Source organism: Polynucleobacter necessarius (assembly GCF_900095185.1).
In the GTDB taxonomy this organism is placed as follows: Bacteria; Pseudomonadota; Gammaproteobacteria; order Burkholderiales; family Burkholderiaceae; genus Polynucleobacter.
In genome coordinates, this window is record NZ_LT606948.1 from 482,039 (window position 1) to 496,119 (window position 14,081).

General features: G+C 45.7%; 12 protein-coding genes and 2 pseudogenes. 11 read left to right on the forward strand and 3 right to left on the reverse strand.

Annotated features, from left to right (window positions below; genetic code table 11):
• Position 1 precedes the first annotated feature (1 nt).
• Positions 2–910: pseudogene (locus DXE31_RS02800) on the forward strand (5'-nucleotidase).
• Between the two features lie 21 nt (positions 911–931).
• Positions 932–1,760: pseudogene (gene queF / locus DXE31_RS02805) on the forward strand (NADPH-dependent 7-cyano-7-deazaguanine reductase QueF).
• A gap of 86 nt (positions 1,761–1,846) precedes the next feature.
• On the opposite strand, the gene ssb reads toward queF, so the two are convergent.
• Together ssb and DXE31_RS02815 are read right to left on the reverse strand one after the other, a co-directional pair.
• Positions 1,847–2,302, reverse strand: a complete 456-nt coding sequence (gene ssb, locus DXE31_RS02810) for a single-stranded DNA-binding protein (protein ID WP_114697737.1) — start codon at positions 2,300–2,302, stop codon at positions 1,847–1,849.
• Positions 2,303–2,386: 84 nt separating this feature from the next.
• Positions 2,387–3,571, reverse strand: a complete 1,185-nt coding sequence (locus DXE31_RS02815; RefSeq protein WP_114697738.1) for an MFS transporter — start codon at positions 3,569–3,571, stop codon at positions 2,387–2,389.
• A gap of 37 nt (positions 3,572–3,608) precedes the next feature.
• On the opposite strand from DXE31_RS02815, the gene uvrA reads away from it, so the two are divergent.
• Positions 3,609–6,530: an excinuclease ABC subunit UvrA gene (gene uvrA, locus DXE31_RS02820; protein WP_114697739.1), complete on the forward strand. Its 2,922-nt coding sequence runs from the start codon at positions 3,609–3,611 to the stop codon at positions 6,528–6,530.
• Here uvrA and DXE31_RS02825 read toward each other — a convergent pair.
• Positions 6,517–8,499 (reverse strand): monovalent cation:proton antiporter family protein, encoded by a 1,983-nt coding sequence (locus tag DXE31_RS02825; RefSeq protein WP_114697740.1) that lies wholly within the window; start codon positions 8,497–8,499, stop codon positions 6,517–6,519. The genes uvrA and DXE31_RS02825 overlap by 14 nt on opposite strands.
• Positions 8,500–8,510: 11 nt before the next feature.
• Here DXE31_RS02825 and DXE31_RS02830 point away from each other — a divergent pair, with 11 nt between their 5' ends.
• From DXE31_RS02830 to hprK, 8 genes are all read left to right on the forward strand, one after another.
• Complete coding sequence (locus DXE31_RS02830) at positions 8,511–9,503, forward strand: KpsF/GutQ family sugar-phosphate isomerase (RefSeq protein ID WP_114697741.1); 993 nt, start codon at positions 8,511–8,513, stop codon at positions 9,501–9,503.
• A gap of 24 nt (positions 9,504–9,527) precedes the next feature.
• A complete protein-coding gene (locus DXE31_RS02835; RefSeq protein ID WP_114697742.1) occupies positions 9,528–10,100 on the forward strand; it encodes a KdsC family phosphatase in 573 nt (190 codons plus the stop codon).
• Between the two features lie 3 nt (positions 10,101–10,103).
• Complete coding sequence (gene lptC, locus DXE31_RS02840) at positions 10,104–10,745, forward strand: LPS export ABC transporter periplasmic protein LptC (protein WP_114697743.1); 642 nt, start codon at positions 10,104–10,106, stop codon at positions 10,743–10,745.
• A 47-nt stretch (positions 10,746–10,792) separates the two neighbouring features.
• On the forward strand, positions 10,793–11,320 hold the full coding sequence (lptA, locus tag DXE31_RS02845; RefSeq protein WP_231969309.1) for a lipopolysaccharide transport periplasmic protein LptA: 528 nt from the start codon (positions 10,793–10,795) through the stop codon (positions 11,318–11,320).
• Positions 11,317–12,084, forward strand: coding sequence for an LPS export ABC transporter ATP-binding protein (gene lptB, locus DXE31_RS02850; protein ID WP_114697744.1), 768 nt, complete (start codon positions 11,317–11,319; stop codon positions 12,082–12,084). The genes lptA and lptB overlap by 4 nt, the downstream gene beginning before the upstream one ends.
• A gap of 193 nt (positions 12,085–12,277) precedes the next feature.
• A complete protein-coding gene (hpf, locus tag DXE31_RS02855) occupies positions 12,278–12,601 on the forward strand; it encodes a ribosome hibernation-promoting factor, HPF/YfiA family (RefSeq protein ID WP_114697745.1) in 324 nt (107 codons plus the stop codon).
• A 33-nt stretch (positions 12,602–12,634) separates the two neighbouring features.
• The gene (locus DXE31_RS02860) at positions 12,635–13,096 is read left to right on the forward strand and encodes a PTS sugar transporter subunit IIA (RefSeq protein WP_114697746.1); all 462 of its coding nucleotides are present in this window, start codon (positions 12,635–12,637) and stop codon (positions 13,094–13,096) included.
• Positions 13,093–14,079: an HPr(Ser) kinase/phosphatase gene (gene hprK / locus DXE31_RS02865; RefSeq protein WP_114697747.1), complete on the forward strand. Its 987-nt coding sequence runs from the start codon at positions 13,093–13,095 to the stop codon at positions 14,077–14,079. Before DXE31_RS02860 ends, hprK begins: the two co-directional genes overlap by 4 nt.
• Positions 14,080–14,081 lie beyond the last annotated feature (2 nt).

A 14,081-nucleotide genomic window follows, 5' to 3' on the forward strand; every position in this document is an offset into this window, starting at 1 on the left:
CGTGTCATATTCACTTACTGGAAAACTGGTTGTCGCGATCTCCTCACGCGCACTATTTGATTGTGAAGAAGAAAATCGCATCTTCGAATCCACTGACGATAGTGCTTACATGAAATTACAGTTGGACCGTCTCGGTATTGCAGCCCAAACAGGTGTCGCCTTTCCATTAGTAAAAAAACTTCTAACGTTCAACGAAGAGGGTGAGCAACGAGTAGAGGCAGTCATCCTTTCGCGTAATGATCCTGTCAGCGGTTTACGAATCTTCCGTTCAGTAGAGCACCATGGCTTACAGCTGGAACGGGGCGTATTTACAAGAGGTCGCCCACCTTATCACTACCTGCGCTCACTGCACGCAAATCTATTTCTCTCCGCGAATGAGGATGATGTGCGCGCTACGATTGATGCTGGCTTTCCCGCTGCTCAGGTTTATCCATAGTCCCGCAAAACAGCGGAGTCTCACCCAAATGAAATCCGTATTGCCTTTGACGGTGATGCAGTCCTCTTTTCCGATGAGGCTGAACAAGTATTTCAGAAAAAAGGACTCGAGGCATTTGTAGACCATGAAAGTAAGAAAGTCGATATTCCATTACCTCCGGGTCCATTTAAGCCGCTACTAGAAGCATTACATAGACTGCAACGCTCCACTAGTGAAAACGGTATGCGGATTCGAACTGCGCTAGTCACAGCGCGCTCTGCGCCAGCTCATGAACGTGCTATTCGTACGTTGATGGCATGGGGCATTGATGTGGATGAAGCAATGTTCTTAGGCGGTTTATCGAAGAGTGAGTTGTTGCGAGAATTTGAACCCGACTGTTTCTTTGATGATCAAACAGGTCATTGTCAATCCGCCGCCTCTGTAACACCTACGGGTCATGTTGTGTCTGGCGTCTCCAAGCAACCTAAAAGGTAAGTATCAAACTGCTTATTAATAATGGTTATGGCAACCATTTCACTAGGGCAAGCAACACATTATCCAGATCAATATGATCCAAGTCTACTATTTCCGATTCCACGAAGCGTGAACCGAGCGAAGATTGGCATTAAACAAGAGTAAGCCTTACCATGTGTAGGCGTAGACTTTTGGAATGCATTTGAATTGAGCTGGCTCAACCTAAAAGGTAAGCCCAAATTGCAATAGCAGAATTCCAGATTCCAGCCGATTCTCTAAACATGATGGAATCAAAATCATTCAAGCTCTATCTCAATAGTCTGAATGGCGGACGCTTTACGGATGAGAAGGAAGTTAAGGAGCGACTCACTGCGGATTTGTCAGAGGTTGCGGGTAGCAAAATCACAGCTCGTATTAACCCAATCGAGCCCATCTCCAAAAAAGGTATGCAAGAAATGGGCGGTATTTTGTTGGATCGCCTGGATATTGAGGTCGATCCAAGCATGCCTGCAAACCCCAGCTTGTGAGAGGTAAATGAGTTTTGTGGCCCCATTGAGCAGTATCTGGTTTCTCGTTTACTGAAGTCAAAGTGCCCCGTAACGGGACAGCCTGATTGGGCTAGTGTGCAAATCCGCTACCAAGGTAGGCCCCTGAAGAGGGTCTTTTGCGCTATCTAATTGGCTTTAGGCAGCTTGGTGAGTTTCATGAACATTGCGTAGAAACCATCTTCACTGACATCAAGCGCCAGTGCAAGCCTGAAAGGCTATCTGTGTATGCACGTTACACGCGACGCGGAGATTTGGACATAAACCCTTTCCGTACTGATTACAATTCTCCTTGGCTGGAAAATATTCACCATGCTCGGCAATAGAAATAAAACACCCCTTTTAGGAAATCCTAGAAGGGGTTTTGTTATTCAAGCCAGTAACTAACGGCTAATGGATTATTGAGTGTTCCTTAGAACGGAATGTCATCATCCATTGCACCCAGTGAGGCCGCATTGGATGCGGCTGGAGACGACTGCTCAGCCGGTTTTGAGCGGCTATAGCTCTTACCACCATCACTACTTCCGCCTACCGGCTTACCACCTAGCATTTGCATAGTCTCCGCAACAATCTCAGTGGAATACTTCTCTTGACCGCTGGCATCAGTCCATTTGCGTGTTCGCAAACGACCTTCAACATAAACTTGCGAACCTTTTTTAAGGTACTGACCAGCGATTTCAGCAAGCTTGCCAAAGAAAGCAACACGGTGCCATTCCGTGGTCTCTTTCATTTCGCCGGTTTGTTTGTCTTTGTAACGATCAGATGTTGCTACTGAAATATTTGTAACGGCGTCGCCACTGGGCATGTAGCGCGTTTCTGGATCACATCCAACGTTACCTACGATGATGACTTTATTTACCGAAGCCATGTTGTCTCCCGCAGAAAAATACTGCTGTTGTTATGACTGCTCAAAAATTTACTGTGCACTCTAAATTAATCAATGAAGCTGCGGTTATGTCTTTGCGGCTACTTCCTCAGACTTTGTTACTTTCGCTGGCGTTTCACCCATCGACCATGCAATTATAAGCCAGCAAAATAAGAGCACTATACCCGTAATAAAGACTGAGATATCGCCATGGCCATCCATCAAATAGCCCCCAATAGCAGCACCAGCAAATATGCCAATTGACTGAGTGGTATTAAAAATGCCCAATACTGCGCCCTTAGATTCTTGGGCAAAGCGTGACACTAATGAAGGCTGCAAAGCTTCTAGTAAGTTAAAGCCGACGAAATAAATCACCAAGGCAATCGTGAGCAAGATAATTGATGCGGTATATGCAAATAGAATTTCAGCAATTAACAGGAGAGTAATTGCTAACAATAAAGTTAGGCGGAGTTGTTGATTCTTCTCACCAAAAATCAGAATCGGTGCCATCAATAAAAAAGATAGCAGCACTACTGGCAAGTAAATTTCCCAATGCGACGAAAGCGGTAAGCCTGCTTGCACCAGTAGGTGAGGCACGACCATAAACATGGACACTTGGGTTGCATGTAATACGAATACACCCAAATTTAAACGCATCAACTCTGGACGGAAAAAAATTTCATTCAGCGAATCTTGTTGCACCTTTGCCTCTGGTTTACTACTAGGCAACATGTAATACGTCACAAACATCGCAATGACACCCAACACTGCCAACACGATAAAAATTCCACTCAGACCAATAACGCGATAAATTGGGGTAGCAATCACCAGAGACAAAGCAAAAGACAGGGCAATACTCCCGCCGACCAAGGCCATAGCACGCGTGCGAACCTGCTCCCTGGTCAAATCGGCTACCCAAGCTGAAATAGCCGCAGAAACCGCACCCGCTCCCATAATTCCTCGACCAATAGCGATCCAGAGCAAATCGTCTTTCGCAGCACAGATCAGGGCGCCAGCCACAAACAAGGACAATCCCCATAGAACAACGGGCTTGCGGCCAACACGGTCAGATAAACGCCCCAAAGGGATATAAAAGCAGGCTTGAACGATATTAAAGATCCCAAGGGTCAAACCAACCCAAAGGGCGTTCTCACCCCCTAGCAAGCTACGCGCATGAATGCTGAAGATAGGCAATAGCAAGAAAAGACCCAGCATGCGAAGGCCAAATATGCCTGCTAAGGCCAGAGTGGAGCGAAGTTCAGAAGGATTCATGGGAAAGAGCTATATTAACAAGTTACGCTAAAAAATCATGAATAACGAAATAAAGATCCGCGGTGCCCGCACCCATAACCTTAAAAACATCAATCTAGACATTCCTAGAGAGAAACTTGTTGTCCTTACTGGCCTATCGGGTTCAGGCAAAAGCTCATTGGCTTTTGACACCCTCTATGCAGAAGGTCAACGCCGCTATGTTGAATCTCTCTCTGCTTATGCCCGTCAGTTTTTACAACTGATGGAAAAGCCAGATGTCGATACGATTGAGGGGCTTTCTTCTGCAATTTCGATTGAGCAAAAAGCCACAAGCCACAATCCTCGTTCAACCGTAGGTACGGTTACTGAAATTCATGATTACTTACGCTTATTGTTTGCACGCGCAGGTACGCCACATTGTCCAGACCATGATTTACCGCTTGAGGCACAAAGTGTTTCGCAAATGGTCGATACCGTTCTGTCGATGCCAGAAGACACAAAGTTACTGATCCTAGCTCCTGTAGTGAGTGAGCGTAAAGGCGAATTCGTTGATCTCTTCCAAGGCCTACAGGCCCAAGGCTTTGTGCGCTTTCGTGTTCGCTCAGGTGGTGGTACCGCAAACGCTGCAAAAGCAGAAATATTTGAAGTAGACCAACTACCCACCTTAAAGAAGAACGATAAGCACTTGATTGAAGTGGTAGTTGATCGCATCAAAGTATGCCCCGATATTCAACAACGTTTGGCAGAGTCATTTGAGACCGCATTAAGACTAGCAGATGGAAAGTCCATGATTGTAGAGATGGACACCGGTAAAGAGATGATCTTCTCTAGCAAGTTTGCCTGCCCTGTTTGTTCATACTCGCTTCAAGAGCTAGAGCCTCGACTCTTTTCATTCAACAATCCAATGGGTGCGTGCTCATCCTGTGATGGACTGGGTCATCAATCTTTCTTTGACCCAAAGCGGATCGTCGCGCATCCTGACTTATCCCTCGCTTCTGGAGCGATTAAGGGTTGGGATCGTCGTAATCAGTTTTATTTCAAGCTCCTTCAAACCCTTGCTAAACATGGTGGCTTTGATGTGGAAAAGCCATTTGAAAGTCTAAGTAAAAAACAACAGGATTTAATTCTCTTTGGATCTGGTGAAGTCACCATTCCATTTGAATATATCAATGAGCGTGGCAACAATAGTATTCGGCAACATGCTTTTGAAGGAATTGTTGCAAACTTCGAACGACGCTATCGTGAAACCGACTCAATGACAGTGCGTGAAGAGTTATCTCGTTATCAAAACGTCCAAACCTGTCCCGAATGTAATGGTAGTCGCTTACGTAAAGAAGCACGATTTGTCAAAGTGGGCGAAAAGCAACAATCTCGTGCAATTTATGAGATCAGCGCCTTGCCGCTAAAAGAAGCAAAAGAGTATTTTGAGGCTCTTGAGCTCAAAGGCGCTAAAAGAGAAATCGCCGATAAGATTGTGAAAGAAATTAGCGCGCGTCTTCGCTACTTAAATGATGTAGGTCTCGATTACCTCTCGCTCGAACGGAGTGCCGATACCCTCTCAGGTGGGGAGGCCCAACGTATTCGTCTAGCGAGCCAAATTGGGTCAGGCTTAACAGGTGTAATGTACGTACTAGACGAGCCCTCTATAGGCTTGCATCAACGCGATAACGATCGTCTCATTCGCACACTGAAGCATTTACGTGATTTAGGCAATAGCGTCTTAGTCGTAGAACATGATGAAGATATGGTTCGCGCTTCTGACTGGGTCATTGATATTGGGCCTGGAGCTGGGGTTCATGGTGGCGAAATTGTTGCTCAAGGCACCCCAGCAGAAATCGAAGCAAATACAAGCTCTTTAACAGGTGCTTATTTATCGGGTCGTGAAGCTATTGCCGTACCAGAAACACGCATCCCAGTAAATGATCGCTTCCTTGAAATTGTTGGGGCGCGTGGTAACAACTTGCAGTCAGTACACGCAAAAATTCCGGTTGGTTTGTTAACTTGCGTTACTGGTGTTTCTGGCTCAGGCAAATCGACCCTCATTAACGATACCTTGCATCATGCAGTAGCTCAGCACCTCTATGGCTCCAATACAGAACCTGCCGCACACGATGCCATGAAAGGCTTAGAGCATTTTGATAAAGTCATCAGCGTTGACCAATCCCCGATTGGTAGAACGCCGCGCTCTAACCCAGCCACCTACACAGGACTCTTTACCCCGATTAGAGAATTGTTTGCAGGCGTCCCAGCATCACGTGAACGCGGCTATGAAGCTGGTCGCTTCTCCTTTAACGTAAAAGGAGGTCGCTGCGATTCGTGTGAAGGCGATGGTGTTCTTAAAGTAGAAATGCACTTTTTGCCTGATGTCTACGTTCCATGCGATGTGTGTCATGGAAAGAGATATAACCGAGAGACTTTAGATATTCGCTACAAGGGTAAGAATATCCATGAAGTACTATCAATGACCATCGAACAAACGCATGCATTCTTTGATGCAGTACCTGTAGTCAAGCGCAAACTCAAAACTTTGCTCGATGTTGGATTAGGTTACGTAAAACTGGGTCAAAGTGCCACCACACTCTCTGGCGGCGAAGCGCAGCGCGTCAAACTTTCTCTTGAACTCTCAAAACGAGACACTGGGAGAACTCTATATATCTTGGATGAGCCCACTACAGGCCTTCACTTTCATGACATCCAACTACTACTCACGGTTATTCAAACCCTGAAGAAGCAAGGCAATACGATTGTCATCATTGAGCACAACTTAGATGTGATCAAAACTGCTGATTGGATTATTGATCTAGGACCTAAAGGTGGCGCAGGTGGCGGGCAGATTATTGCAACTGGTACACCGGAAGAAGTGGCAAAAAATGAGGCAAGCTTTACTGGTCACTACTTAGCACCTTTACTAACTCGTAAATCTTCTGTTACCAGCAAAAAGAATAGAAAGAGTGGGTTGACTGATCTCAGATCAGTTTAGCTTCGGCCAAATCAGTCGCCTCTGAATTACCTGAGATCACCAGAATGTCATTGGCCTCCAGTAGCAAATCAGGAGTAGGATCTAATTTCACATAATCAGCATTTCGAATTTTGCGTCTTACCGCTTGAACATTAACGCCATCCACTTCCAAATCAAGTGCACCAAGAGTTTTACCAATCGCCTGGGAGTTCGGTAATAGGGTAATAGCATGTAAACGCCATGACTCATTCGAACCAAAATCATCATCTGCTGAACCTCTAAAGTAGCCTCTTAATAAGCTATAACGCTCCTCTCGAGCAGTGGTGATACGTCTTACCACCTTACGCATCGGCACTCCCATGATTAATAGCACATGGGAGGCAATCATCAAGCCGCCTTCAATCAACTCGGGAACTACCTCGGTGGCACCAGCAGCTTGTAACTTGGCAATATCCGAATCATCTCTGGTGCGCACTAGAACAGTCATTCCCGGACGTAAATGCTCTACTTGACGCAGCACCCGCATGCTTGCTGCGGTATCAGCATAAGTAATCACTACTGCCTTTGCTCTTGATAAACCGGCGGCAGCAAGGAAATATTCACGACTTGCATCTCCATATACGATATTATCGCCAGCAGCTGCGACCTCCTGTACACGATCAGGATCTAAGTCCAAAGCAATGTAGGGAATTTTTTCTTGCTCAAGCATACGAGCTAAGCTTTGACCTGAGCGACCAAAGCCACAAATAATTACATGGTTTTCATTACGAACACTTTTTGATGCTACTCGAGTCAATGCCAGAGATTGTAAGAGCCATTCATTATTAGAGAAACGCATCGCAATACGATCGCTATATTCAATTAAAAACGGTGCGCAAAACATGGAGATCAACATCGCTGCTAATACAGCTTGACTCAGGGTGGGATCAATTAAATCTAAACCATCAATTTGATTGAGTAAAACAAAGCCAAATTCACCTGCTTGAGCTAAACAGAGTCCAGTTCTAATGGAGATGCCAGGGCTAGAGCCAAAGGCTCGAGAGAGCAATGCAATTAGACCAAACTTAAAGATCAGCGGCCCCACCAGAAGAGCCAGAACTAGTAACCATTGCTCACGAATGACGTTGAAGTCTAGCAACATACCAATCGTAATAAAGAAGAGGCCAAGTAAGACATCGCGAAAAGGTTTGACATCCTCTTCCACCTGATGGCGATAGGGCGTTTCAGAGATCAACATGCCTGCAAGAAAGGCACCAAGTGCGAGGGATAAACCAAGGTGTTCAGTGAGTCCCGCCATACCTAAAACGATTAGCAGAAGGTTCAACATAAATAACTCTTGCGAGCGTAGCTTAGCAACCAATCTAAACCAATGGCTCATCAAGCTTTGGCCAATAAAGAAAATCAATATCAAAGCAACCGTAATTTTGATTGAAGCAGCGGAGAGGGCAACAAATAAGTCTGAAAGATTTTTTCCAAGAGATGGCAACAAGATCAACAAAAAGACCACAGCCAAATCTTGAAATAGCAAAATACCAACCACGTTACGTCCATGCTCGGTTTCTAATTCAGCACGATCTGAAATCAACTTAGTGACGATCGCCGTGGATGACATAGCCAGTGCGCCACCTAGAGCAATTGCGGCATGCCATGAAATCGGATAAATCCAATTCATTAATAGACTTGCAGGAACCGCAAGCAACATCGTCAAAATGACCTGACTACCACCCAATCTAAATACAATACCTCGCATTGCCCTGAGCTTGTGGAGATTAAATTCCAGTCCAATTGAGAACATCAAGAACACTACGCCAAATTCGGCCAGATACTTCACCGTAGCCGAATCATTGGCCAAGCCCAGGGCATGTGGACCAATCATGACACCTATGGCCAAATAGCCCAAAATGGGGGGCAACCCAAAATAGCGGAAAATAACCACTCCTGCCACACCCGAGGCCAGGAGAATGAGGGTTAATTGAAGGACTGACGGCATATACTTACTTGATGATAGCTAAGACTCGTGAACATACCCTAAAGCTTGCACGTGAAACCCTCACTCTTGAGGCTGCCGCACTGCAAACAATGCGTAACCGCCTTGAGGGGGTCAACGCCGATGCCCTGGTATTGGCAGTAGAACTCTTACACGCCTGCAAAGGCAGAATCGTGGTGTCCGGGATTGGCAAATCTGGTCATATTGCCCGAAAAATTGCTGCCACCTTTGCTTCTACTGGATCCCCTGCCTTTTTTGTTCATCCAGCTGAAGCAAGTCATGGTGATTTAGGCATGGTTACCAGAGATGATGTTTTTGTCGCACTTTCCAATTCTGGTGAGACCGATGAGCTATTAACCATCGTTCCAATTGTGAAACGCACTGGCGCAAAACTGATTGCTTTAACTGGCGCCCCACATTCTTCCCTAGCCAAACTAGCTGATGCACACCTAGATACAAGCGTTGAAAAAGAGGCTTGCCCGTTAAATCTTGCTCCTACTACCAGCACCACCGCAGCATTGGCAATGGGCGATGCTTTGGCTGTTGCATTACTCGATGCCAGAGGATTTAAGGCCGAAGACTTTATTCGTTCTCACCCAGGTGGTAGGCTTGGCCGCAAGCAGCTCATGTATGTGAGCGAAGTGATGCGCACTTTTGCTGACACTCCAAAAATCTCGATCAAAGCGTCTTTACAAGATGCATTACTGGAGATGACAGCCAAACGAATGGGAATGGTAGTTCTTCTGAATTCTGATAAAAAAGTACTTGGCATTTTGACTGATGGAAATTTACGTCGTCTTCTTGAAAAAAATACCAATCTTGATGGCATCAAACTCGAGAGTGTCACCACTCCAGATCCACGCACCATTCCTGCAGAATTACTAGCAGAAGAAGCAATTGAGATGATGGAAAAACATCGTATCAACCACTTGGTAGTGACCGATGACGCAGGCCATTTATTAGGCGCCTTGAATCTGCATGACTTATTTGCAGCCAAAGTGATTTAACACCCTCAGCATTGGAATCCTTTCATGCCCAGCGCCTTTCACAACCACAATACCAACCCGCTCAGTCAATATCCACAAGCCTGGGAGCGAGCGAGCAAAGTAAAGCTCTTGGTTTTAGATGTCGATGGCGTTCTCACTAATGGACAAGTCTGGATCGGCGCAGATGGTAAGGAGTCTTTGAAAGCCTTTGATATTCAAGATGGTCTGGGGATTAAGTGGCTAGAACAATGCGGCATCTCGACTGCCATTATTACTGGCAGAAATTCCAAAATGGTTTTAGCGCGCTGCGAAGAGCTTGGCATCACCCATATTCACATGGGCGTTGATAACAAAGCAATTGCATTGAGTGAGGTTCTTAAATCATTAAACCTTACCGCTGCAGATTGCGCTGTAATGGGTGATGACTGGCCTGATTTACAGATGATGAAGAACGCTGGCTTACGAATTTGCCCTGCACAAGGTCATGAAGCCGTTAAAGAAATGGCGCATCTGGTGACGACTCGTAGTGGAGGCAACAGTGCGGTTCGCGAAATATGCGATCTCATTCTCAAAGCACAAAATCAATATGACGCGCTACTCAATAAGGCGCGTAGCTAAATAATGCAAATAAGTCCCCGAGAAATTAAGCTTGGTATTGGACGAGCACTATTAGGCCTTACACCTTTAATTTTGATGGGTGCACTGACCTTAGCTACTTTTTGGTTAGTGCAAAAAAATACACCGCCGGCAAAATCACCCTCAGAAAGAGCCCGCCTCCATGAGCCGGATTACACGATAAAGTATGGGGCGCTCTCTGCCTTAAATGAATTTGGTAATACAAAATATCGCATTTTGGGGGTTAAGATTACCCACTATGATGACGATGCATCTATCGATATAGTCACACCCCGTATGCGTTTATTTCAAGCGGAGAAGGCGCCTGTCACTGTCAAATCTGATACTGGACATTTGGATGGTGATCTCACCATCTTAGATTTGTATGACAACGCATCCATTTGTAGACCAGCACAAGAAGCCACAGCAAATCAACCTGCCACCCTAAGAATGCTGGCTAGCTCAAGTTACTTCAAAGTATTGATTAATGATGACATGATTGAAACGAATAGACCGGTTACTCTCGAGCAGGGAATGTCAATAATGCACTCAACTGCAGGTGGAATCTGCAATAATGTCGAACAAAGCATGGTCATGAGCGGTCAAGTAAAAGGCCGTATAGAGCGGGCTCCGCGGAGAAATCCATAAAAATGCATTTGTTGACTCGTTTGCTTAAGTGTTCAATCTCAGCAAGCATGATTGCCCTCAGTGTTATGGTGGCACATCCAGCACATGCTGAAAAGGCAGACCAAGATAAGCCCGTAATCCTAGAGGCCGAAAAAGTTTCAGTAAATGACGTCAAACAAGTCTACGACCTCAATGGTCAAGTTCTGCTAATCAAGGGCAGCATTATTGTTACTGGTGAAGATGGGCGCATTACTGTAGACCCTCAAGGATATGAGTTTGTAGATGTGATTGGTACACCCAATGCGGTAGCCAGCTTTAGACAACGACGAGAGGGCCCGGCTGATGAGTTTATGCAGGGACGCGGTGAACAGGTTACTTATGATGCTAAGACTGAGTTTCTGACGCTTACTGGTGACGCCACTTTAAAACGACTACTCAATATGCAAATGCTTGACCAATTAAAAGGCTGGAAAATTGAGTACGATGATGTCAAGCAGCACTATCAAGTCACCCCCCCCAAAGATGCAAAGCCAGAAGCTCTGCCTTTAGCTAGAGCAATCCTTTCACCAAGACGAAAAGCAACCCTAGAGAAATGACAGCGGATTTAACTCAAGACAATCATGCACCAACACTGAGCACCAATAACCTACAAAAACGTTATGGCTCAAGAACTGTGGTTAGAGATGTATCCGTCCAAGTCAGATGCGGAGAAGTCGTTGGCTTACTGGGCCCCAATGGGGCTGGTAAAACCACTTCTTTTTACATGATTGTGGGACTCGTTCCACTTGATGACGGAAAGATTGTTTTAGATGGCTCCGATATTACTCACCTACCTATTCATGAGAGGGCTCGCATGGGTCTCTCTTACCTGCCTCAGGAAGCATCCGTATTTAGGAAATTGAATGTGGCTGAGAATATTCAAGCAGTTCTTGAACTTCACGTGCAAGGCGGTAAACCTCTCAGCAAAGCCGAGATTGCCAATCGTTTGGATGAGCTCTTGGGAGAGCTCCAAATAAGTCACTTACGCAACAACCCGGCCCTTTCTCTCTCAGGCGGAGAACGAAAGCGCGTGGAGATCGCACGCGCGCTAGCTTCCCAGCCAAAATTCATCCTTTTGGATGAGCCTTTTGCCGGTGTAGACCCTATTGCTGTTGGGGAAATTCAGCGAATTGTGCGCTTCTTAAGAGACCGTCAAATTGGAGTACTGATTACCGACCATAATGTCCGTGAAACCCTCGGTATTTGCGATCACGCCTACATCATCAGTGAAGGCAGCGTATTGGCTGAAGGCAAACCAGCCCAAATTATCCAAAACGATGCAGTCAGAAGAGTCTATCTGGGTGAAAACTTCCGAATGTAGGCCCACACGGCAAGGCTTCGTGCTTTTAAAGCAATAAATATTGATCCACCCTCTTGGTTTTCAGCAAATTCGCTGATACGCTGGAGGTTCATGGTGTATTTTCTCAAAAAACAGCTCAAAAATTTTAGGGGCCTGCTGCGCACCCAAAGCGTACTCATGCGCACGTATATAGCATCTACCAAAGGAGTTGATCATGAATTTGAAAATCAAGAGTCGTCATGTGGAAGTTACCCCTGCCATGCGTTCCCACCTTGAGGCGGGATTAGCAAAAATTCGCAAGCACTTTGGTCATATGATTGATGCATCGGCTTTCTTGGTAGTAGATAAGGCCAAGGAGAAAGATCTTCGTCAAAGCGCCGAAATCACCATTCACCTAAAAGGAAAAGACCTATTCGCCGAGGCTCATAATGCGGACCTTTATCACGCTATGGATGCAGTGGTTGATAAGCTAGAGCGTCAGGTTGTCAGACACAAAGAAAAGATCCAAGATCATCATCACGAAAAGCATGTTGAATGATCTATTATGTCAGGATACCTATAATCCATTCACATGAATGCCCTGACCAATCTTTTTACTCACGACTGCATTGCATTAGATGTACCCGCTAAAAGTAGGGCTGATGCATTTGCAGCCGCTGGAGAACTCTTCTCTAAGCTGACTGATATTGATGCAAACTCAGTAGTTGAGTTCCTTAATGCACGTGAAGATTTAGGCTCTACCGCTCTCGGTGCCGGCGTTGCTATACCCCATGGTCGAGTAAAAGGTCTCAAACAACCAAGCGCTGCTTTTATGCGACTGCAAAATCCGATTGAGTTTGCGGCCCCTGATGGCGAACCGGTATCCATTTTAATTTTTCTATTAGCGCCTGAAAAAGCAACACAGCAACATTTAGAGATCTTGTCTTCAATGGCTCAGCTTCTCTCGGACACAGATACTCGACAAACATTACTGACATTTTCGGACCCCGTAAAAGTTTGTGAGCTCTTACAACGCTTTGGAACAACGAAATGACTCAGCCCTTACTCTTCGATGGAGTAACTGCTCAGCAGATTTTTGATGACAACGTTTCAGAATTAAAACTTTCTTGGATCGGCGGTCTTGAAGGTGCTGATCGGACTTTCCCCCCGGAGGCAGTAAAAGCTGCTGCAGCCAGCTCTGACTTAGTGGGTCACTTAAACCTGTTTCATCCAAGTCGTATTCAAATCTTTGGCGAACAAGAAGTTGACTATCACGCTGCCTTGGAACCCAAACAAAGGCAGGAACAGATTGCAAGCTTCATCTCTAAGACGCCGCCTTGCGTCATAGTGGCTGATGGTAAAAATGCTGATTCAGACTTGCAATTATTCTGCCAACGCTCGTCAACCCCTTTATTCACTACGACGGTTTCCGCTGCAGAGGTAATTGATCATTTACGTATTTACTTAACCAAGATTGGTGCGCCTCAGATCACTATGCACGGTGTCTTTATGGACATCCTTGGTCTCGGCGTTCTGCTTATGGGCGAGTCTGGTCTTGGCAAAAGTGAATTGGGTCTTGAATTGATTTCGCGTGGACATGGTCTTGTTGCTGATGACGCTGTTGAATTTGCACGCCTTGGGCCCGATTATATTGAAGGTCGCTGCGCAGTAATCTTACGTAATCTGCTTGAAGTAAGGGGGTTAGGACTTTTGGATATTCGCACTATCTTTGGTGAAACTGCTGTGCGCCGCAAATTAAAGCTTCGCCTCATAGTTCAGCTTGTTCGGAGAGCTGATGGCGAATTCGAAAGACTACCCCTTGAAGCGCAACACATCGATGTGCTCGGTATTCCGATTCGTATGGTCAAAATTCAAGTGGCTGCAGGTCGTAACTTAGCAGTTCTCGTTGAGGCTGCAGTGCGCAATACTATTCTGCAATTACGCGGTATTGACACCTTAAAAGAATTTATTGAGCGTCAACGCCTTCAAATGAAGGCTGAAGCTGATGCCGCCAAATCACAGGGGCGACTACTATAAAT